The 21283-nt window shown below is 44.6% G+C and carries 26 protein-coding genes and 1 pseudogene; 4 read left to right on the top strand and 23 right to left on the bottom strand.

Annotation, left to right across the window (positions count from 1 at the left end; translation table 11 throughout):
* Window positions 1–100 precede the first annotated feature (100 nt).
* From rsbX to acpS, 13 genes are all read right to left on the bottom strand, one after another.
* On the bottom strand, window positions 101–700 hold the full coding sequence (rsbX, locus tag M1D69_RS18510; RefSeq protein WP_024120304.1) for a phosphoserine phosphatase RsbX: 600 nt from the start codon (window positions 698–700) through the stop codon (window positions 101–103).
* On the bottom strand, window positions 700–1488 hold the full coding sequence (gene sigB / locus M1D69_RS18515) for an RNA polymerase sigma factor SigB (protein WP_024120303.1): 789 nt from the start codon (window positions 1486–1488) through the stop codon (window positions 700–702). The genes rsbX and sigB overlap by 1 nt, the downstream gene beginning before the upstream one ends.
* Window positions 1454–1936, bottom strand: a complete 483-nt coding sequence (gene rsbW, locus M1D69_RS18520; protein ID WP_024120302.1) for an anti-sigma B factor RsbW — start codon at window positions 1934–1936, stop codon at window positions 1454–1456. Before rsbW ends, sigB begins: the two co-directional genes overlap by 35 nt.
* On the bottom strand, window positions 1933–2262 hold the full coding sequence (rsbV, locus tag M1D69_RS18525; RefSeq protein WP_024120301.1) for an anti-sigma factor antagonist RsbV: 330 nt from the start codon (window positions 2260–2262) through the stop codon (window positions 1933–1935). Before rsbV ends, rsbW begins: the two co-directional genes overlap by 4 nt.
* Before the next feature lie 60 nt (window positions 2263–2322).
* Window positions 2323–3330 (bottom strand): phosphoserine phosphatase RsbU, encoded by a 1008-nt coding sequence (gene rsbU, locus M1D69_RS18530; RefSeq protein WP_044161721.1) that lies wholly within the window; start codon window positions 3328–3330, stop codon window positions 2323–2325.
* A gap of 11 nt (window positions 3331–3341) precedes the next feature.
* Window positions 3342–3743, bottom strand: a complete 402-nt coding sequence (gene rsbT, locus M1D69_RS18535) for a serine/threonine-protein kinase RsbT (protein ID WP_024714447.1) — start codon at window positions 3741–3743, stop codon at window positions 3342–3344.
* Between the two features lie 3 nt (window positions 3744–3746).
* A complete protein-coding gene (gene rsbS / locus M1D69_RS18540) occupies window positions 3747–4112 on the bottom strand; it encodes an RsbT antagonist protein RsbS (protein ID WP_003225190.1) in 366 nt (121 codons plus the stop codon).
* Between the two features lie 4 nt (window positions 4113–4116).
* Entirely contained in the window at window positions 4117–4941 is an 825-nt protein-coding gene (rsbRA, locus tag M1D69_RS18545; protein ID WP_081638235.1) for an RsbT co-antagonist protein RsbRA, read from the bottom strand.
* A 114-nt stretch (window positions 4942–5055) separates the two neighbouring features.
* Window positions 5056–5406 carry a type II toxin-antitoxin system endoribonuclease NdoA gene (gene ndoA, locus M1D69_RS18550; RefSeq protein ID WP_003156187.1) on the bottom strand — a complete coding sequence of 117 codons (351 nt, stop codon included), beginning with the start codon at window positions 5404–5406 and terminating at the stop codon, window positions 5056–5058.
* Between the two features lie 4 nt (window positions 5407–5410).
* Window positions 5411–5692 carry a type II toxin-antitoxin system antitoxin EndoAI gene (gene endB / locus M1D69_RS18555; protein WP_003225183.1) on the bottom strand — a complete coding sequence of 94 codons (282 nt, stop codon included), beginning with the start codon at window positions 5690–5692 and terminating at the stop codon, window positions 5411–5413.
* 117 nt (window positions 5693–5809) lie between these two features.
* Window positions 5810–6979, bottom strand: coding sequence for an alanine racemase (alr, locus tag M1D69_RS18560; RefSeq protein ID WP_458105241.1), 1170 nt, complete (start codon window positions 6977–6979; stop codon window positions 5810–5812).
* A gap of 116 nt (window positions 6980–7095) precedes the next feature.
* A complete protein-coding gene (locus tag M1D69_RS18565) occupies window positions 7096–8112 on the bottom strand; it encodes a LolA family protein (protein ID WP_082687822.1) in 1017 nt (338 codons plus the stop codon).
* Between the two features lie 165 nt (window positions 8113–8277).
* Window positions 8278–8643: a holo-ACP synthase gene (gene acpS / locus M1D69_RS18570; protein WP_059334533.1), complete on the bottom strand. Its 366-nt coding sequence runs from the start codon at window positions 8641–8643 to the stop codon at window positions 8278–8280.
* Between the two features lie 94 nt (window positions 8644–8737).
* Here acpS and M1D69_RS18575 point away from each other — a divergent pair, with 94 nt between their 5' ends.
* Entirely contained in the window at window positions 8738–9337 is a 600-nt protein-coding gene (locus tag M1D69_RS18575; protein ID WP_458105240.1) for a rhomboid family intramembrane serine protease, read from the top strand.
* Here the strand turns inward: M1D69_RS18575 and M1D69_RS18580 are convergent.
* The 5 genes from M1D69_RS18580 to M1D69_RS18600 all read right to left on the bottom strand — a co-directional run bounded on the left by M1D69_RS18580 (window position 9334) and on the right by M1D69_RS18600 (window position 15910).
* Window positions 9334–10815 (bottom strand): PH domain-containing protein, encoded by a 1482-nt coding sequence (locus M1D69_RS18580; protein ID WP_458105239.1) that lies wholly within the window; start codon window positions 10813–10815, stop codon window positions 9334–9336. The two genes, M1D69_RS18575 and M1D69_RS18580, sit on opposite strands and share 4 nt — an antisense overlap.
* Window positions 10805–11284 (bottom strand): PH domain-containing protein, encoded by a 480-nt coding sequence (locus tag M1D69_RS18585; protein WP_069487528.1) that lies wholly within the window; start codon window positions 11282–11284, stop codon window positions 10805–10807. Before M1D69_RS18585 ends, M1D69_RS18580 begins: the two co-directional genes overlap by 11 nt.
* 183 nt (window positions 11285–11467) lie before the next feature.
* Window positions 11468–12952, bottom strand: a complete 1485-nt coding sequence (gene cshA / locus M1D69_RS18590) for a degradosome RNA helicase CshA (RefSeq protein ID WP_142389218.1) — start codon at window positions 12950–12952, stop codon at window positions 11468–11470.
* A 424-nt stretch (window positions 12953–13376) separates the two neighbouring features.
* A complete protein-coding gene (locus M1D69_RS18595; RefSeq protein ID WP_458105238.1) occupies window positions 13377–14750 on the bottom strand; it encodes a UDP-N-acetylmuramoyl-tripeptide--D-alanyl-D-alanine ligase in 1374 nt (457 codons plus the stop codon).
* 74 nt (window positions 14751–14824) lie between these two features.
* A complete protein-coding gene (locus M1D69_RS18600; protein WP_458105237.1) occupies window positions 14825–15910 on the bottom strand; it encodes a D-alanine--D-alanine ligase in 1086 nt (361 codons plus the stop codon).
* 153 nt (window positions 15911–16063) lie between these two features.
* On the opposite strand from M1D69_RS18600, the gene M1D69_RS18605 reads away from it, so the two are divergent.
* Complete coding sequence (locus tag M1D69_RS18605; protein WP_010333104.1) at window positions 16064–16384, top strand: thioredoxin family protein; 321 nt, start codon at window positions 16064–16066, stop codon at window positions 16382–16384.
* 14 nt (window positions 16385–16398) lie between these two features.
* Here M1D69_RS18605 and M1D69_RS18610 read toward each other — a convergent pair whose 3' ends face one another.
* The gene (locus M1D69_RS18610) at window positions 16399–17271 is read right to left on the bottom strand and encodes a cation diffusion facilitator family transporter (protein WP_024120288.1); all 873 of its coding nucleotides are present in this window, start codon (window positions 17269–17271) and stop codon (window positions 16399–16401) included.
* A 249-nt stretch (window positions 17272–17520) separates the two neighbouring features.
* Between M1D69_RS18610 and M1D69_RS18615 the strand changes: the two are divergent.
* A pseudogene (locus M1D69_RS18615) lies at window positions 17521–17686 on the top strand (Fur-regulated basic protein FbpA).
* On the top strand, window positions 17673–17819 hold the full coding sequence (gene fbpB, locus M1D69_RS18620; RefSeq protein WP_010333101.1) for a Fur-regulated basic protein FbpB: 147 nt from the start codon (window positions 17673–17675) through the stop codon (window positions 17817–17819). Before M1D69_RS18615 ends, fbpB begins: the two are co-directional and overlap by 14 nt.
* A gap of 28 nt (window positions 17820–17847) precedes the next feature.
* Here fbpB and M1D69_RS18625 read toward each other — a convergent pair whose 3' ends face one another.
* The 4 genes from M1D69_RS18625 to M1D69_RS18640 form a co-directional block, all read right to left on the bottom strand.
* Window positions 17848–18990 carry an acyl-CoA dehydrogenase family protein gene (locus M1D69_RS18625; RefSeq protein WP_458105236.1) on the bottom strand — a complete coding sequence of 381 codons (1143 nt, stop codon included), beginning with the start codon at window positions 18988–18990 and terminating at the stop codon, window positions 17848–17850.
* A 128-nt stretch (window positions 18991–19118) separates the two neighbouring features.
* Window positions 19119–19454: a hypothetical protein gene (locus M1D69_RS18630; RefSeq protein WP_003225151.1), complete on the bottom strand. Its 336-nt coding sequence runs from the start codon at window positions 19452–19454 to the stop codon at window positions 19119–19121.
* Between the two features lie 95 nt (window positions 19455–19549).
* A complete protein-coding gene (locus tag M1D69_RS18635; protein WP_232351029.1) occupies window positions 19550–20290 on the bottom strand; it encodes an ABC transporter permease in 741 nt (246 codons plus the stop codon).
* A gap of 19 nt (window positions 20291–20309) precedes the next feature.
* Window positions 20310–21236, bottom strand: a complete 927-nt coding sequence (locus M1D69_RS18640; protein ID WP_458105235.1) for an ABC transporter ATP-binding protein — start codon at window positions 21234–21236, stop codon at window positions 20310–20312.
* Window positions 21237–21283 lie beyond the last annotated feature (47 nt).

A 21283-nucleotide genomic window follows, 5' to 3' on the forward strand; every position in this document is an offset into this window, starting at 1 on the left:
AGTTCCTGTAAGCCGCCGCTCAGAAAGTTCCGCAAGTCCCTTTTTAATAATCAATCACAAAAAAAGAAGCCGGCTTTCCCAGCTTCTTTTTTCTGTTCTTCTAGGACAGCTGCCCAAGAATATATGTCAGATCGTCTTTTCTCGATGTCGTATACATTTTCAGCGAATTCGATATGTCTTCTACCGATTGGCCTTTTTTCAAATGGGAGCGGATATCGGGTACGTTGAGTCCATCTGTATGTATAATGAACTTAGAACCCTTTTCATAGGTAGCGGTGTGCGTTTTGTATTTTTGCGGCTTGCCTGATAAATAGCCTGAAATCGGCAGAGGATAAAAGCTTTCACCAGACGGGGAATGCAGGATAAAACGTACATTTCCGACGGAGCAGTACGTAAACTGCCTTTGTTCAAAGTTGATTTTTAAGATAGAAGCTGTCGCCCCTCTTTTGTTTCTCATCGCCTGATTACAGCGTTCGATAATGCTTTGTACGTCTTCGTTCGCATAGTTTTCCACTAAGTCTTTGATTGCTGAAGAAGATTCGTTGGCAAGCGATCCGCTTCCAAGTCCGTCAGCTACCGCACAAATTAATTCTTTATCATCAGCTTTCATAAAAAAGCTGTCGCCGCAAATGGATTTTCCTTCTTTATTCAGTTGGTATACAAGGGTTTGAATATGCTGGTTTTCTTCAACCTGGATCATTACATTAACTCCATGGAGGGATCTTCAATCAAGGCCTCTCTGAGCTTCTTCACAGCTTTGCGCTGCAGACGCGAGACGTGCATTTGAGATATACCGAGAATGTCCCCAGTTTCTTTTTGGCTTTTGTTTTGAATGTACGTTAGGTCTATGATTTGTTTTTCACGGTCTGAAAGGACATGAAGCACGCTTTGCAGCATCATTTGCTGGTTCACCCGTTCATATCCATCCTCCTGTGATCCGACGATATCGAGAATGGTAACTGTGCTTCCGTCCGCATCTGCTTCAATGCTGTGATCGACAGATAAGGCTTGATAGCTTTTGCCCATCTCCATGGTTTCAAGAACCTCTTCCTCTGATACATCGAGGAATTCAGCAATCTCTTCCACTTTCGGCGACCTTTGTGTTTCTGTCGTCAGCTGATCGACCGCCATTTTGATTCTCGGCCCCAGTTCTTTGATTCGTCTCGGAACATGAACGCTCCACGTCTTATCTCTAAGGAAACGTTTAATCTCCCCGATAATTGTCGGGATCGCAAAAGCTTCAAACGATTTGCCCACCACGGGATCGTAGCGTTTTATTGCGCCGAGAAGCCCGATCATGCCGACCTGGCGGAGATCTTCGTGGAAGCTTTTGCCCTTTGAGTATTTCTTCGCAAGCATATCAACCAGATTTGTATACACCTGCACAAGCGTTTCTTGCGCCTGTTCATCTTGTTTTGTTTGGTAATCGCTTATGAGCCGATCGACTTCATCCTTAGTTAGTTTCGTAGTTTTTGATGGTTGTGTCATGATCAACTCGCTCCCCATTTAAATACTTTGTCATCGCTACGGTGACGCCGGAGTTGTTTTGCACTCTGACTTCATCCATGAGCGTTTCCATTAAATATAGACCGAGCCCTCCTTCTGATAATTGATCGACTGTGTGTGAAGGTGTGTACGGCCCAAGATCCTGCTGCTTTTCATCAAAATCAAAGCTGTCGCCTTCATCGGCCACAATGACCTCTAAACGATCCTCGAACACACCGAATCGGATTGACACTTCCCCGTTTTTGTCTTCTTTATATGCGTGCTGAACCGCATTTGTACACGCTTCGCTCACTGCGATTTTCAAATCTTCAATTTCATCGTACGTATAGCCCATTCTGCTTGCGACGCCTGACAGAGTCAGCCGTATAATTCCTACGTATTCAGGCTGAGCCGGCACTTTCATTTCGATGTAATCAGCTTTGTTCTTCATTGCACTCCACCTTCTGACTTTGCAGAAATATCAATGATGTCCTTTAGACCTGTAATTTCAAACAGACGGATCAGGCGGTCAGACAGATTTTCAAGCTTGAGCGAACCACCTTGTTTTTTCACTGTTTTAAATACACCTACAAAGACGCCAAGCCCGGTACTGTCCATGTAGCTGACATCCTTCAGGCAAATCCTTAAGTCAGCGCCTTGTTCTGCCAGAGGAACGAGTTTTTCTCTGAGAACCGGAGCTGAATACACATCAATTTCTCCTGCAATGTTTACTTGTATATCATTCACATTCTGTCGCACATCAACATTTATATTCATTCATATCACCTCAAAGTATCCTTTAAATCATAGTTGTTGTATACCCTCGGCTGGCAATCGCTAAACCTTTCTTCTTAAAACAATTAACGTAAAATCATCGTGAAGCTGAAAATCCTGCAATTTGAGGAGGCTGTCATATATGTTTTTGACCATTTCCTGCGCAGAGCAACACATATGTTCCTCAATGAGCTTCTGTATATCGAGACGCTCCAAGAAACCGTTTTCCGTCCTGCATTCTGTAACGCCGTCAGAAAATAAAACAATCATATCTCCTTTTTCGAGATACTGGTCAAATTGCCGGTAGTCATAATCCTGCGAGATCCCAAGAACCAGCCCTTTAGCTTCTAAATCGTAAAATGCATTGTCTTTTTGAGAATAGTAGAATCCCGGTTCATGCCCCGCTGAAGCATATGTAAATCGATGATTGTCCGTATTGTAATTGGCATAAAACATCGTAATAAACATACTGGCATCAACGTTTTGTTCAACAACACGATTCAAGTTTTTCAGCACCTGTGAAGGGTGAATGCCCGTTTCCGGCAAAGAATCCATCGCGTATTTAATCATAGACATACATAAAGCTGCCGGAATTCCTTTGCCGATGACGTCAGCAATGGCAATATTAATGGACTCTTTGTCTTTAACAAAATGGTAATAATCACCGCTCATCTGTTTGGCGGGCACACTGATCGCACCAATGTCCAGCGCTTCTTCCTCTGGAATTTTTGTTCCCAGAAGCGTCTGCTGTACATTAGCTGCGATTTCAATTTCTGATTTAATTTCCTGCTGTATCCCTCTGAGGGTTTGATGCTCCTGATAAGCCATTCCATATCCAATCATGACTTCTATTAAAAAATCCAGCGAATGAAAAACATCTTCCGGGAGACTCGGATACAGCTCCTTCAGCACTTTTCGGTGAATGCTGATGATTTCTTCCGGAGGAATTTGATGCTCGATTGTTTTTCGGCTGAATTTTTGGGCTTGATATAAAGATGTTTCTGTTAATTCGGCTATATATCGGCTAAGCAGCTGATGGTACCGCTGCTCAATAACCTCCCTAAAATCCACTTTCTAACCTCCTACCGAAGCCATTTGATGGCTTGTATCTCTGTTCCTTCCCCCGTTACGGAATTTAAGCTAAATTCATCCATCAGCCTTTTCACGCCGGGAAGTCCCGCTCCCAGTCCGCCTGACGTTGAAAACCCGTCTTCCATGACTTTTCGGATATCAGGAATTCCCGGCCCTTTGTCTTCCGCTATAATTTTCAGGCCCTTTTTTCCTCTGTCTGCGACCTGTTCAATTCCAATCTGGCCTTTGCCGGCATATAAATAAATGTTCCTGGCTAATTCTGATATAGCCGTTGTAATCCTTGCCTGGTCTACAGTGCCGAAACCCAGCTCTTTTGCAACGTTTCGCCCAAGCTGTCTGGCGGCCACGATATCCCATTCTGTCATGATCTTTACACAGGATTGGTCGTTCATTCGCTATTCCCCCAATTCCCGCTTCAATGTCTCAAGCCCTTGCTCTAAGTCGAGCGCCGTTTCGATTTCCTCAAGCGCGATTCCAAGTTCAATCAGCGTCACCGCAACGGCGGGCTGAATGCCTGTTAAGACAACTTTTGCGCCCATTAACTTAGACATTGTGATGACATCGCCCAGCACTTTGGCGATAAATGAATCAATCATGTCCACAGATGTCAGGTCAATGACGACCCCGTTGGCACCTGTTTCGTATATTTTATTTAATAAATCTTCTTGAAAGGTTAATGCTGTCTGGTCATCAAGTTCCCATTGAATGGACACTAATAAGCAATTATACAGTTTCAAGATCGGGATTTTTGGATGTCTCACAATGTTATTCCCCCAATGAAACGATTTTTCGATCCGTCATTTCCAATGCTGTTTGAATTCCTTTTTGCAGGGTATTCTTAGTAATAACTTGGGATAAATCAATGCCCAGATTGACGATGGTCTGAGCAATTTCCGGACGGATTCCGGCGAGCAGGCATTTCGCTCCGACAAGCCTTACCGCTTCAGACGCCTGAATAATATGATGGGCAACCATCGTATCGACGACAGGCACACCGGTAATATCGATCAGCACGACTTGGGAACGGTGTTTGACAACGCCGTTAAGCAGATTCTCCATAATTCGTTTTGCGCGTTCCGTATCAATCGTTCCGACCAGCGGCATGACCGTTATATTTTCAAAAACCGGGATCAGCGGCGCAGAAAGCTCCTGCAGTGCGATTTTTTGCAGGGATACTGTTTTTTCCCATGAGATGGAGTACTGATTAAAAATTTCTGTATTAATCGGACTGAAGAAGCGGTCAATCTGCCAGATTAATTCCGTACTCTCTTGATCTGGCAATCTCTTATCGTTCATCTTCGTGTAGAGACGCTTCCAGAATTCAGCCAGCGCCGTAGCCAGAAACTTCAAAGAAAGTCCGATTTGGACGGCTCTCAGGGCCAGTTCGCTGATTTGGCTTTCAGCAGCGCTTTCATCATTAACAGATGAAAGCAGAATGTCGATATATTCTTTAGATATATTTTCATAAACTTGGTCAGTCAGCTGATATGATTCTTGTTCACTTAATTCTTTTAGTGTGTCAGTCCACAATTGAAGCAGTTCATTTTGATTCTCGGCTATGAACTGATAGACAGTCTGATTCGACATCAAATTCGCTTACCTCCCGATAAAAAACAACATATTTTTTCTTATTCCACTATTATATCGTTAATGTTTTTTGAAAACAAAAAAAGTTGCTCTATTTGAGCAACCAGGCAAATATTACTAAAAATCAATGAGTGCCAAACTGATCTGTAAGGCTTCATCAACCTTATCCATCATTTCATCATCCAGATGAGTAATCTTATCCGTTAACCTTTGCTTGTCAATCGTCCGAATTTGCTCCAGCAAAATAACGGAATCTCTTTCAAAACCGTAGCGTTTTGCATCAATTTCGACGTGGGTTGGTAATTTCGCTTTCTGTATTTGGGCTGTTATGGCTGCAACAATAGCAGTTGGGCTGAAGCGATTTCCGATGTCATTTTGGATCACTAAAACCGGGCGCACCCCGCCTTGCTCTGAGCCAACAACAGGAGATAAATCAGCAAAATAAACATCGCCGCGTTTCACAATCAAATGATTATCCTCCGCTGACTAAGCGCTCAACTGTCGTTTCAGCCTCGCACTCCGCAAAGTGAGCCTCGGAAGAAATGTTCAGGTTGATTTTCGCCATTTCCATATAGCCGCGTCTCATCAAATCACGGTTGTGACGAGTTGTTCGTTCGCTGACATAGGCTCTCACTGCTTGTGATATCAGTTCGTTTCTGCTTCGTTTCTCCCGCATCGCTACACCATCCAATTCAGCTACTAGGTTTTCGGGCAAGCTGATTTTCATTTCGGTTCTTGCGCTGGATTCAGACAAAAAACATACACCTCCACCAAACTTACGGATACGACTCTTTTATCCATCCAGTGATAATGATACCATTATTCACTCTTCAAGCAAAGCTGTTTTAAAAATTCTCTATCGTGATATGAGCTATTCGCTTGCATTCCCCTGCAATAAAGGGTTTCTTACTTCCATTATACTCCCATTTTCCAAAAACATACGGGGAACGCGGGAACTTATTGTACAAGCCACCTCGTAGTTAATGGTTTCGAGCCTGCCTGCGACCTCATCCATGGAAATATATTCATCCCCCTGGCAGCCGATCAATGTGACTTTTGAGCCCGGCGGATATTCCTGATCCAGCTCCACCATAAATTGGTCCATGCAGATTCGGCCGGCGATTTTCAGCCGTTTTCCTTTCACGAGTATCTCTGTTCCCTTTAATTGGCGGAGCCAGCCGTCCGCATAGCCTACGGGCACCGTTCCGATCCATGTGTCTTTTTCCGCTGTATATTCCGCCCCGTAGCTGACACTTTCCCCTTTATGTACCTTTTTGACATGCGACAGGGTCGAATGCAGGGTGAATGCGGGACGCAGTTTAAACGGGATTTCATCGGTAATTTCCGCTGACGGACGCAGGCCGTACATGCCGATGCCAAATCTGACCGCGTTAAAAAAGCCTTTTTTCAGACGCAGGCCGGCGGCGCTGTTTGCGCAGTGAACCATCAGTTTCTTTAAAGGCAGAGGAGCAATCAATTCTTTAAAGCGTTCAAACTGCATCAGAAAGTAGTCTCTTTGTTTTTCATCAGCAGTCGCAAAATGAGTGAAGACCCCTTTGCATTTTAAGCCCGGGTTGCGCTCCAGAATTTTCATCACGTGATGAATCTCTTCTTCTGTTTTTACGCCAAGCCTGTTCATTCCCGTATCGACTTTCAGATGAAAATGAAGGGAAGCTTTCTTGAGGTGGCGCGCAGCTTCCTGAAGCCATTCAACAGAATAACCCGTTAACGTCACGTCGTATTCCGCCGCGATTTTCACATACTCCGGAGGAACCGCGCCGAGCACCAATATAGGCGCTTTCAGGCCCCGCTGGCGAAGAGAAATCGCTTCATCCAAGATCGCCACGGCTAAACATGAGGCACCTGACTCTAGAGCCGCCTTCGCTACTTCTGCATCCCCATGTCCGTAGGCATTTGCTTTCACAACCGCCATCAGGTGGACTTGTTCACCGATGTGTTTTTTCATATTACTGACATTTTCTTTAATCGCGGACAGGTCAATTTCCGCCCACGTGTCTCTGTAAAAAGGTTTTGCGCTCATTTATGACACTTCCTAGCGTTTATTCAATATCATTTACATATCATACTAAAATTATAGGGCAAAGTGAAATTCTGCCTGACGAAAAAAAGGCCAAATTTGATTCGGCCTTTAGGAGATTATTTGGATGATTGTCCCTTCATGCTTTTGGCGACTGTCACCATCTCCTCTTGTGACAGATCTTTAGATGACAGAAGATAATCCACACCTTCGTAAGTCCATGTTAGCGAAGCATCTGACAAAGCTCCGATTGTGTAGCCGAGATTAACCGGTTCCGCGTTCAGCGTGACTGAGGAGGACGCTTTCGCAACCTGGGCTTTCTCCTGAATTAAGGTAAACGATTTTTCTCCGCCGTAAGTCATGATGACGCGCTTGCCATCTTCCGTTGAAATATCTTTTTCTTCAAGCAGTTTTACGCCTAGCGGCAGTTCAAGCGGCGTTTTGACGGCAAAAGAGTCGGAAGGCTTCGCGCTAGTGGCGACATCCATTTGAGAAAGGGTCATATTTTTCTTTTCATCAAAGGACTCTTTGTCGAATTGCTTATTGAATTGGAAGCTGCTGAACTCTACTTTCACCATCACTTTTCGGTCGGTATCCATGACTTTGACAGATAGCGGGCTCATGTCCTTCTTGTTAAATGTGATTTCTTGTGTCGGAAGCATTTTGTTATGCTGATAGTTCGTTTTTGTTTCAAATACGTATTCTGATTCTTTTGAAGTGAAGACTGCATCCGAATCGTTTTGAATATCCTTTACAAGCGATTCAAACAAGTAGACTTGGCTGCTGTTGTTTGGCCAGTCGCTTTGAAACCTGAAGCTCTTATTTAAAGACGGTGTGAGAACAAATACTCCGTTTTCATTTCGTAAAATGACTTGGTTTTGGTCCTTTTTCGGATTTTCCAGATAGACCCGGTACAGAGACGGTTTTTTGTGCCAGATTTCCACATTGTATACTTGCGGGTCACTCCCTGTCTCAATGGTCATTTTTGCTTTTGCTTTGTACGAGGTATATTCTTTCGCCTTCTCGTCCAGCCCAGTAACGACATCTTCCTGTGATTTTTGTCCGCAGGCAGAAAGAATAAGGACAGCCAGCAGTCCCGTTAAAAGCAAAACAAAGCTTTTTCTCACCTTTTTCAACCCCTTTTTCTCAATTGATGTAAAAGGAAGAAATCGCTTGTTTGACTTTAACGGTACGCTCGGTACACGGTTAAACAGAACAGAGGCGTACCATAAAAGCCTCAAACAACTCGTCTCCCTTAATGCATTATCAAATATATGAGAGGGGTGTCCCTAATATGCAGACTAGCTTGACAACCTTTCAATGACAACCTGCGCAGCCGCATATTCCTTCGTATGAGTGATTGACACATGAACCGCGGCTTGGCTCAGCTTTGCGCAAACAATAAAAGGCTTGCCATTCGAATCTTTTGTCACTTCAATGTCTTGAAAACTTAGATTCTTGCCTATTCCTGTGCCGAATGCTTTCGAAAAAGCTTCTTTTGCCGCAAATCTTCCTGAGAGAAATTCAATTTTTCTTTTCTCAGAAAGCTCATGATACTGAGCAAGTTCGCCGCCTGTTAAAATACGCTCGGCAAATCGTTTCTGGCGGTCGGCCATTGCAGCGATCCGCTTAAGCTCCACGATGTCTAATCCTATACCGTAAATCATGTTTTACACCCTCCTTTGCGCTTGTACTATTTGAATGGTTTGTCTCATAAACGTGTTACTATAGAAATACCAAAATGATGAAATGGGGCTCGGCATGTTTATACGGACTGAAAACTTTCAAACCTTTATCAGGCTTTATCCCGTTGTCACCTTTATATTGGCTGCTCAGGCCGCTCTCTGGCTGTTCTTTTCACTTCCTGTTCCTTCAGTCGTGTTGTGGAGAGACGCTGTCACAGGCTATAACCTTGGCGTCGCTAACGGTGAATGGTGGCGGCTGGTCACGCCGATTTTCCTTCACGCAGGGTTTACCCATCTGCTGTTTAATTCAATGTCCATCTTTTTATTTGCGCCGGCTCTGGAACGAATGCTTGGAAAAGCGCGTTTCCTTCTTGTGTATGCAGGATCCGGAATGATCGGAAACATCGGCACGTATTTTACAGAACCGCTTGATTATGTGCATGTCGGAGCTTCCGGCGCGATCTTCGGGCTGTTCGGCGTTTATCTGTTTATGGTTCTTTATCGTAAAGAGCTGATCGGGCAGGACAACTCCAAAATGATTATCATATTGCTTGCCTTTGCCGTTCTCATGTCGTTTATCAACTCCAATATTAACATGATGGCCCACCTGTTTGGACTTTGCGGCGGGTTTCTCCTGTCTTTTTTATGTGTGCAAAAAAAAGAGCGGCGGTATTAACCGTCCGCTTTTTCATATGAGTACCAGTTTAAAATGAGATCTGCATCCTCTTCTCCCACATCTCTCACCGTTAATTCTTCCATATGGCTTGACGATTTTACCGAGGTGGAAATGGTATACAGCTTCCCCTTCTTTTGAAAATAAGATTGGCTCGCTTTGCATACCTGCATTCGCTTTCTCAACACAATTGCAGTCGTTCTGCCGATAAATCTCGATGTCAGCTGGAGACGTTCTCCGCTGATCACCCAGGCAGCATCTTTATAAGCAAGATACCCGAAAAACAATTCAATCGGCAGCAGAACAATCGAGAGATAACCCCATGGCTGAAAGAAAATACACAGCGGAATGATGAAAAAGATGGAGAAAATGATTGAGCGGAATAAGTACCGCTTCAGTGCGCGCCGCGGCAGATGGCGGCGATTTTCTTCCAGCGTGTATTCCGGCGTAAAAGTACGCAGCATGCCGGGAAGCTTTTTTTTGTGAATCATCGGAAACAGAATGGTCGAAGCGCCCTCTGCTTTTTCCGGATCTCCTCCTCCGCCCGCGCTGACGATTGACACCGTCGCATAACCGAAAAGCTGGCGGATGATGTTTTCTTTTATTTTGATGGCTTGTATTTTGCGAAGCGGTATGGTGACTTGGTGTTTTTCAATAATACCCCTTGAAATCACCAATTCCTGCTCTTTTTTAACGATTTGAAAGTTAGCATATTTGAACATCATGCCGGCTATGCTGAGAATCCAGGTGATAAACAAACCAATAAATATAAGCACGGCGTATATGCCTATGTTGGCGTGCTGCAGAAAGGAGAATTTTTTGAAGAGCCAATCCATCGGCAGCACCTCATCCAGCTGAGAAATGAGCGCAAATACAGCAGAGATAATTACGCCGATTCCTCCGGAAGTTGAAGCGGCCATAAGTAATTCTTTTGCATTCATGCTGTAGTTCACCTGCGGCTCTGCATCCGGGAGGGCCTCTTTCTCTCCCGACAAGCCTTCATCGGTATCGATTGAATTTCTTTCTGCTTTTTTCTTAAATACGGCTTCTTTGATTCTTTCAGCTTCTTCAACTGAAATAGCCGACAATACCGCTTCCGCCTCTTTGCCGCCGCCGGCCGTTTCAATTTGCAGTTTGACAAGCTTGAAAATTTGCTGGACCACACCCGCACTCGTATTCATCGTTTGAATCCGGTCAATCGATATATACCTCTTTTTCGTCACAAACAAGCCTTCCTCGATTCTGAATTCATCATCTTCGATTCGATAGGAAAACTTTCTCCATTTGATGATGCTTGCTGCCACGAGCCAGATGAACAAAACGCCGAGCGCGATGGCTCCGTACAAACGGACAGTGTGATTAGAGTTGACGATATACACAAAAAAGAATGGCAGAATAATATTTTTTATCGTTTGAATAATGGTATGGGATAAATTCAAAATGACTGCCGCCGGGTGAAGGCGTTTCGGTTCAGACATCATCGTCAGTCACCCTTGCCAGGCGCGAAATGGAGTCTCTCAGCTGATCCGCTTCCTCCATCTCTAAAGCAGGAATTGAATGCACAGTTGCTGCCGTGGAGATTTTCACTGTTGCCAGATTGTATTTTCTTAATAACGGCCCTTGTGAGGTGTCTACGTGCTGAACCCTGACCATCGGCACGATCACGCGTGTCACAACAAAGATACCTGATTGAATATCTATTTCGTTTTCATGGACTTCATAACGCCACACTTTGTGCCGGATCTTTGGAATCAGATAAATCGTCACAACCGAACCCAGCAGCCAAACTGCGCCGAGCACGCCGCTGATCCAGTACGGCCAATGGAAAAAATAACTTAACACTGCAACTGCTATGACAATAAGCAAGCAGACAGCGGAAATGATTATCTCTTGAAGTCGCCAAACCTTTAATCCGTCTGGACTGATTTGGTTTTTTGGCTGCTTTCTCAAAATACCTACCTCCCGTTTTTCTCATCGTTACTTATACGCACTTATGCAGAAAAAGTTTCATCTTTAAGCATACATAGAAAAAGCGGTGCCGTCAGCTGAAAGTTTGCTTAATGGCCATGAATTTTTGAACATAAAAAAAGCCCAAAACAACTCATGTTTTAGGCTCTTAAATTCTTTACAGAATTAGTATGATTTTTTCTGGCGTCTGTCACCTGAAGAACGGCGATCGTTTGAACGCTTTTTATCATAGGAAGAACGGTTGTTGCTTTTCCCTTTACCGCCGCGGTAACCGCCGCCTTGTCCGTCTCTGCGTTTAGAAGTGCGTTGGTTTTTGTAGCGTTTGCTGATCATCGGCGCTTCGTCTGTTAAGCGAACTGGTGTGCTATCCGGCTCTTTTGTAGCCATTTTGATAGCCGCTGCAACCACTGTCACTGCATCATGATCTTCAAGCAGCTCAGCTGCCGCTGTCATGTAGAAGTTCAAGTTGTTTTCGCTGATTGTCGTACGAAGACGATCAACTGTAACCTGCTGCTGGCCTTCTAACGCTTCATCAAGTGTCGGCTCTTTCATGCGATCCATTTTTCGTTTCGTTGTTTGTTCAATTGCGCGAAGCATGCTTTTCTCACGCGGCGTGATAAACGTCATCGCCATACCTGTTTTACCTGCGCGGCCTGTTCTTCCGATACGGTGAACATAGCTTTCAGGATCTTGAGGCACGTCGAAGTTGTACACGTGTGTAACACCTGAGATATCGAGTCCGCGAGCTGCAACATCAGTTGCAACAAGTACTTCGATTGCACCTTCTTTAAATTTGCGAAGCGCAACCATACGTTTCGCCTGCGTTAAATCACCGTGAATTCCTTCAGCTGCATATCCGCGAAGGTTCAGGGCTTCTGCCAGTTCATCAACACGGCGTTTTGTACGTCCGAATACGATCGCAAGCTCAGGAGACTGGATGTCAAGAAGACGAGTCAGTGTGTCGAACTTTTTACGCTCCTGCACTTCCAAATAGAACTGCTGAATGTTAGAAACAGTCATTTCTTTTGCTTTTACTTTTACGTGTTCAGGCTCAGTCATGAAACGCTCTGCAATGCGTTTGATCGGCGCTGGCATTGTAGCTGAGAACAGAAGCGTCTGATGCTCGCTCGGCACATTTGAAAGAATAGATTCGATGTCGTCGATGAACCCCATATTCAGCATTTCATCCGCTTCATCCATTACAACTGTATTTACATTGTTTAAACGAATCGTGCGGCGGTTAATGTGGTCAAGAAGACGTCCCGGTGTTCCGACAATGATATGCGGATTTTTCTTTAACGCCCGGATTTGTCGTCCAATATCCTGTCCACCGTAAATAGGAAGAACTTTCGCACGTTTATCTTGTCCGATTTTATATAATTCTTCAGATACTTGAATGGCTAATTCACGGGTTGGTGCGATTACGATTGCTTGAATATTAGGAGACTCGGGGTTAATTTTCTCAACAAGGGGTATACCAAACGCAGCTGTTTTACCTGTACCTGTTTGCGCTTGTCCAATGACATCTTTATTTGAAAGTCCGAGCGGAATCGTTTGTGCCTGAATCGGCGTTGCTTCTTCAAATCCCATACGGTTAATTGCCTTCATGAGATCAGAACTTAATTGAAAATCTTGAAACGTTATAGTCAAATTATTCAAACTCCTTCTAATTGCTGTTTCAGTAATGTCGTGATTTACCACTTAAAAACTGCCCTCCATGGAAAAAGGACAGGATCCTTACGTATACAAAGCCCGAATTACTTTAAGTTTTATCTTACCATTACACTATTTGTTTTTCAATAACGCGGTAAGCAGATCAGCATTTTGAATGCGCTCGCTGACCTGCTAACCAAATATGCCGGACGATGCCCAATCCCGTTCCCTTGTGTCCGCGGAAAACCTAAGGTCAGCGGATGGCGGTCCGTACACATATTTTCGTATCGCGAAATAAACCTGTCATTATTGTACCATAGCCTCAGCCGGTCATACATACATTATTTCGGGCCGGCATACATTAGTGTCTGCACATCATTTTTATTTTATGATTGCAATCTGCTTTTCTCCGCAGAATTTTTTAAGAAAACGGGCTCTCCATTAAATCTTTAACGATTTCTTCAAGCTTCATACCTCTTGACGCCTTGAATAAAATCAAATCTCCCTTTGCCGCTTTATTCTTCAGAGCCTGAGTGAGATCTTTTTTGTCGCTGAAGTGGCTGATGCGCTCTTCACCAAAATGTTCCATCGCGCCTTCCGCGATAAATGCCCCCAGTTTTCCATACGTAAAGACGTGGTCAATTTTGTCGGGGCTGATCACAGCGCCGCATTCTTTATGGAACGTTTCTTCAAGATCGCCGAGTTCAAGCATGTCTCCGAGCACGACCATTTTCTTCCCGTATCCTTCAAGGCTTTCTGTCAGTTGGATTGCAGCCTTCATCGACGTCGGGCTCGCGTTATAAGCGTCATTAATAATAGAAATGCCGCTGTCTGTTTTCATCAATTCAAGTCTCATGCCGGTGACCTTCAGGCCGCTTAATCCTTTTGCCGCATCCTCCGGCGTGATGCCGAAATAAGCTCCTGTGGCGATTGCCGCCATGGCGTTCATCACATTATGTTTGCCCAGTATAGGGATAAAAAACGTTTTTTCTATGCCTTTGATCGTAAAATGGGTTCCCGCTTCACTCTGGCTGACATCCTGCAGCTGATAATCGTTTTGCGCCCCAGTACCATACGTTTTTGTTTGGCAGCTGTAGTCTTTTTGCAAGAGCGGTTCGTCTCCGATATAAATCAGCACACCGTCTTCTTTCAGGCCGTTGATAATTTCCAATTTCGCTTCCGCAATGCCTTCTCTTGAACCAAGATCCTGCATGTGGGATTCGCCGATATTCGTTATCACTGCCGCATCTGGATTTGCCAGGCGGCTCAGGAGGTCAATTTCTCCTTTTGCGCTCATTCCCATTTCCAGTACGGCAATTTCTGTATCTTCTGGCATCGCTAACACTGTAAGCGGCAGCCCGATATGGTTGTTGAAGTTTCCTCCTGTTTTATGGACGCGGTACCGCGTTTGCAGGACAGTGTGAATCATGTCTTTGGTCGTCGTTTTGCCGTTGCTTCCAGTTACCCCGATGACACGTGTGCCCAGCTCCTGTAAATAAGATTTTGCCAGCTGCTGGAGCGCAGACAATGTATCTTCCACCAGAATCACAGCTTGATTCTCGGGCGGATTTGGTTCAGAGCGGTTCCACAGAACGGCAGACACACCAGCTTCAAAAGCCTGCGGCACAAAAGTGTGGCCGTTAAAATGTTCCCCTTTCAGCGGGATGAAAAGCTGATTGCTTTCCAGCTTTCTTGTATCTGTAGCAACTCCATGAATGACTGTATTTTCATATTGCGGGTTTGTCAGTGTGCCTTTGACCATCTCGGCAATTTTCTTTACGGTTCGCTTAATCAAGTAAGGTCCCTCTCTTTCTTTTGGTGATATACGGGAAAAGACACTGCCCTTTTACCGGCAGTGTCCGTCTTCATTTAGAATGTATGTTTAATCAATTGTTTTTCAGCGTGGCGTTCTTTAGCCAGCTCTACAAGCTGTTCAATGAGGTCAGCGTATTCAACTCCAGCTTCTTTCCAGAGAAGCGGGAACATGCTGAACGGTGTAAAACCAGGCATCGTGTTTACTTCATTGATCAGCACTTCGCCGTCAGCTGTCAGGAAAAAGTCCGCTCTGACAAGTCCTGAACCGTCAATGGATTTAAACGCTCTGATCGCCATGTCACTGATTTTCGCGTATTCCTCATCTGTTACAGTCGCAGGAATAATCAGGTCAGTGTCTCCATCCTCGTATTTCGCTTTGTAATCGTAGAAATCTGTCTTAGGTGCGATTTCTCCAACTGCAGAGCATTTAGGATCATCATTTCCGAGAACGCCGATTTCAATTTCGCGGCCGTTGATGCCTTCTTCTACTACGACTTTCCGGTCATATTGGAACGCAAGCTCAAACGCTTTTTGCAGTTCTTCACGGTTTCGGCATTTGCTGATTCCGACGCTTGAGCCAAGGTTGGCCGGCTTCACGAAGCAAGGGTAGCCCAATTCTTGTTCTACATGCTCGCAGCTTTCTTCCGGAGACTGAGTCCAGTCTTTTTTAAGGAAGGCTGTGTATTTCGCCTGTGCAAGGCCGGCTTGCGCAAACAAATGCTTCATGACAACTTTATCCATGCCAGCTGAGGAAGCGAGCACCCCGTTGCCGACATAAGGAATATTTAAAAGTTCAAGCATTCCCTGGATCGTTCCGTCCTCCCCGTTCGGGCCGTGCAGGAGCGGGAAGACGACATCAATTTCTTCATTTTGCTGTGACACTTCCTGCGGAAACATTTCCTGATTGAGAGCAGATGGAGAAAAAGCAGTTCCACCCTGCTCAAGCTGAAGCATTTTCACGTTGGAAACAGGCTCTGTTAAACGTGCGCCTCTTATCCATTCGCCTTTTTCAGTTATATAAATTGGATGTATATCAAACTTCTCAGTATTTAGCGCTTTTGTTACAGCCAGAGCTGTCTGAAGCGAAACATTATGTTCGGCTGACTTACCGCCGTACACTAATCCTAGACTTGTTTTCAATGGATACTCCCCCCACTACAATTCATCTTTACTATCTTATCACTTTCACAAGAAAATGATCTAATTATTTTTGGGCATGCTGAAGCTGAGTGCATTTGTATGTAATTCCTTTTTATTTTATATTAAAATGGCATTGAAAAGGAGATGTGACATATGAAAAAAATCACAACAAAAGAACAATTTAATGAATTGATTCAATCTGATAAAGAAATCATTGTAAAGTTTTATGCTGATTGGTGCCCTGACTGCACACGCATGAATATGTTCATCGGCGATATTTTGGAAACGTACAATCAAAACGATTGGTACGAGCTGAATAAGGACGAGCTTCCTGAACTGGCTGAAACATATCAGGTAATGGGTATTCCAAGCCTGCTCATTTTCAAAAATGGAGAAAAAACAGGCCACCTTCACAGCGCCAATGCCAAAACGCCTGAAGAAGTGACTGAATTCTTATCAGAACATATAAGCTAATTCGATAAGCAGCCCTATTTTATGTCGTCGGGCTCTACGTGAACATGAACATGAGTGACATCGTGTTCATGTTTTATTTTGTTTTCTACCTCATCTGCGACCCCATGGCCTTCCTCTACTGTCAGCTTCGGATCCACTGTAATGACCATCTCTATATGTACTGTGCTGCCCAAGTATCGCGCTTTCACGTCTTTAAGACGATGCACATTTTCTATCCGGCCGACAGTCTGTTTATAAGGCTCAAGATCTTTCAAGTGAAACCCGTCCGTTAATGAATGCGAAGCGTCTTTGAAGATATCCCAGGCTGTCTTGCAAATGATGATTCCGATAATAAAAGCCGTAACCGGATCTATCCAGGCCAGCTGCAGCTGGGACGAAAAAACACCGATAAACGCTCCGGCACTGACAAATGCGTCTGACCTGCTGTCCTTCGCCGCCGCCATAAGTGCAGAGCTTTTAATGGATGCTGCGAGCCTTTTGTTATATAAATAGATGCCGTACATAAACACTGCGCTGCCTAAAGCCGTCCACGCCGCGATAAGGCTTGGCGTTTCTGATGTGCCGCCCGCAATCGCTTTTCCTCCGCCGATTAACACTTCAATTCCAACAGCCATCATAATAAAAGACGCAATAAGGGACGAAATTGTTTCAGCCCGATAATGGCCATATGGGTGGTCACTGTCAGCCGGCCTTTGGGAAATACGCAGTCCGATCAGCACCGCTATTGACGCCACAATATCTGTCCCATTGTTTAACCCGTCTGCTCTCAGCGCTTCAGAATGATACAGTATTCCGATTGTCAGCTTTACAGCAGCAAGAATGATATATGCCAAAATATTGAGGAGTGCTCCTTTTTCTCCCTTTTTAAGATTATCTGTCCTCCCCATTGAATACCATCCTCCATTCTATTACATAGTATGGTTAAAAACATGAAAAATAGCAGCAGCGATTCTCAACGGGGAGGGAAATTTCGACAGCAAATTATTGCCCGGGAAACTTTTTGTCGATATGTTGAAGGTTTGCTTACTTACGAAAGAATAGGACTGTTTTCACCTTTACAGGCTGTGGCGGACATTGTATACTGAGATTAATTGATAATGATTATCAATATCGTTTGATTGGAGGTTGGTGACACAATGACACCTCAGTCTGCAGAAATCAGAAAAAAGCATCTCATTCATCTGTTAATACAGAATGGTATATACAAAAAGTCAAAGCGTCATTTGTATGAATTGTCGCTGATGGAGCTGGAAAGTGAATACAAAACATTGTCAGGAGGCGCCAGGGCATGCCAAAGCGTAAAATAAAAACCTACCAACAGCTGATCCAGGAAAACAAAGAGGCGATCATGGGCAATCCAAAGCTGATGAACGTCATTTACGACAGAATTGACCGCAAGCATCAGAAGAATCTTCAGGAACAAAACAATACATAAAAAAGAGCCGGCAAAGGCTCTTTTTTATTTAATGAAAGGCTTCTGCGGCCAGCTTTTGAATGACCGCGTCGTCCATCGGCGGGTTATGGAGACCGGCGCGCACATCCCGGTAATAGCGCTGAAGCGGATTGGTGCGTTCGAGGCTTTTGGCCCCTGCAATTCTCATCGCTTTGTCTACAACAGAAAGCGCGGCGTTTGTGACGATATGTTTTGCCGCACCGAGCTCACTCTTCAAGTAAGGGCGGCGCTCCGGATCGTCATACAATTCAGCCGCATGAAAAAGAAAGTGTCTGGCATTCAGCAGTTCAAGCTCCATTTCGCCTGTTCTTTGCTGAACGGCCGGGACATCCTTGATCGGCCCCTTCAAACTATTTGGAGAATACTCGGAGGCAAAGCGCACCGCATAGTCTCTAGCAGCTTGAGCCACGCCGAGATAAACCGCCGGAATATGGAGCAGCCAGCCATTTGGCTTTGCTCCCCGCGGCCCTTGAAGCAGCTCCACCAGTTTATTGTCCTCGAGCGTTACCTCGTTTAATGCAAGATCATGGCTGCCGGTAGCCCGCATCGCCATCATATCCCATGTTTCTTCAATTGATACACCAGGATCATTTTTATGAACCAACACGACACCAGTAGTTTGTTTTTCTTCAATCCATGCCGTCACTAAAAAATAATCAAGCGCTTGCGACATTGTCGTAAACGTTTTTCTTCCATTCACCACCCATTTGCCGTCCTTTTTGACAGCGGCAGTCCCGGGGCGTCCTCCCCTGGTCGGGCTTCCGGTTTGCGCTTCTGTCGCCGCCCTGTTGATGACGGCTCCGTTTTGGACTTCCTTGGCAATAAACGCAAACACATCTTTATCCCAGCTGTTTCCTTCTCCGAGCTCTCCCATCACGCTTAAATGCCAGCCGATGCTCAGAGCTGCAGGAGCATCTCCCCGTGCCAGCCGCTCTTGAAAAAGCAGCATGTCGTAAACAGACATTCCTGCTCCTCCATGGGATTTTGGCACGGTTATCGCCGTATATCCCGAATCACGCAGTTTTTGTATTTTTTCGGCAGGAAATCGTCCCTGTTCATCATCCTCAGCGGCTGTTTGCTGAAATTCATTCGCTAGCTGTCCTATTTTCTCTATCCATTGCCGCTGTTTTTCGTTCCGTACAAATAATGACATCCGGCAGCCCCCCATTTTTTCAATTCCGATAAATTTAATATGTATTATAGATTTCCAGCCATGATTCCGCAACTGTTAATAATTTGTCCACGATAGAAAAACACGCCATTCCCGAGGGAACAGCGTGTTTAAACCGGATTTGCATCCCGGTCTTGTTTCATACCGAGATAAATGAGCATATAAGTCAGGTAACCCATTGTCATGACCAATCCGCCGAAGAAAAAGCTTGAGAAAATCGGCTCTTCAAAGGCAGTAACTGCCGCAAGCACAATCCAGCTTGCATACAGGTAAATGATAAAATAACGGATACCCGTCTTCATTTTATATATCATGTACAGCCCCACGAGAGAAAACAATCCCAGCGCGAGCCTGAAATATACAAGATGTTCAAACTGAAACATGAATGACACAAATGAGAATCCAAGCAGCAATACAATCGGTAAAGCGGTAATAAAGTTCCTCAATTCGAGACACCTCCGTCAGTACCTTTAGTATAAACCAAAACATCGAATGATATTGATTTACGTGAGCTTTTTCACAAAAATGTCATTCCTTTCCTTTAGATTCGAACATCCCGTTTGCAGAAACTCCACCAGGCAACGGCAATGAAGAAAACAGCATGAATCACAATAATCCCTACAGAGAACAATGGCGTCATGCCTGAAAACAGAGCTGTTTGTCCGCTTTTGTACTGAGTGAAGTCCGTGTTTGCAAAAAGCAAAAAGCTTCCCCATTTGTTTTCAAACAGCTTCATGATTTGCACAAGTGAACTTGCTCCATATAAAACGACAAAAGAAACAACAACTGAAATGGCACTGTTGCGGAACAGTGATGAACAAAGCAAACCGAATAATCCCATCAGCACCGCTTCAAGCCAGTTTGTGCCGATTAGCTCCAATGTGTTGATGAACAATGTTTTTGATTCAGATGTCACGGACGTGCCAAAAAAGACAAGACCGAATAATAAAGCCAGAATGTAGTATGCCAGATAAAGATAGAAGCTGACCATTACAACTGTCATTAGTTTCGACCAAAAGACTTTTTGCCGCTTGACCGGGCGAATGAGCAAAAATTTGATTGTTTTTTTATCAAATTCATTAGAAATAATCGTCGCTGCAATGACAATGGTTAACGCCTGCAGCAAGATATTCAGGCTCGGTGTATAGGAAAAGTAGCCGATGAAATTTTCGTCAGTTCCGGCACTGATGACGATCCGTTTAATGATCAGCGCCATGAAAAATTGAAAAACGGCCATCAATATAAGGGAAACAAATGTGACTTTCCGATTAAAGAGTTTCATATGTTCATTCCATATTAATTTAGACAAGCTCTTCTCCCTCCTCTTGATGAGCGGTTGTCGCTTTTATAAATTCGTCTTCCAGTGACTGCGTATAAGGCATAATTGAAAATACGTTCAGTCCTTGTCCGACTAGTGAGCGGTTCAGCTCTGGTATATTTTCTTTCGCTATATCCACCACGATGGAGCCGTCTTTACGTTCAGCTGTGTATCCATTGCCCGTCAGCCAATCGAGCGCTTTTTGCGCCGGCTGCACTTCAATAACGGCTTTTTCCGTTTTCTGACCGGCTCCATTCAGGTTCACTTCTGCTTTGATCTCGCCTTTTTGTATGATGATCACACGGTCACACAGGTCTTCAACTTCACGCAATAAATGAGTGGCGAATAAAACCGCTGTTCCTTCCTCTTCGGCGAGCTCCTTAATATGGTCGCGAAAATCCTTCATACCGGCAGGATCAAGACCGTTTGTCGGCTCATCTAAAATGAGAAGCTTCGGCCGGTGAAGAATCGCCTGAGCAATGCCGAGACGCTGGCGCATGCCGAGTGAGTAGGTTTTCACCTTATCATCAATCGCTGACGTCAGCCCGACTCGTTCCACCACTTCGTCCAGTCTTTCATCATCTATTTTTTTGTGCATATTTGCAAAGTGTTTGAGGTTCTCCCAGCCTGACAGGTACGGGTAAAACTCAGGGTTTTCCACGATCGCGCCGACAGCTTCCATCGCTTGTTCGAACTCAGAGTCATGCTTGAATCCGTTGATGGCCACGCTTCCGCTGTTTTGTTTTAACAGTCCGACGATGATGCGGATGAGTGTCGTTTTTCCGGAACCGTTCGGACCGAGAAGACCGATAATCTCTCCCTGCCTGACGTCCATGCTGATCTGTTTTAAAATCTGTTTAGACCCTATTTTTTTATCAAGGCCTTCAATATGTAAAATCGGCTCAGCCATAAAGCCTTCCTCCTTTTTTCGACAAAAATAAACAGTGCCTAAAAATA

The organism is Bacillus sp. PK3-037 (genome assembly GCF_054161355.1).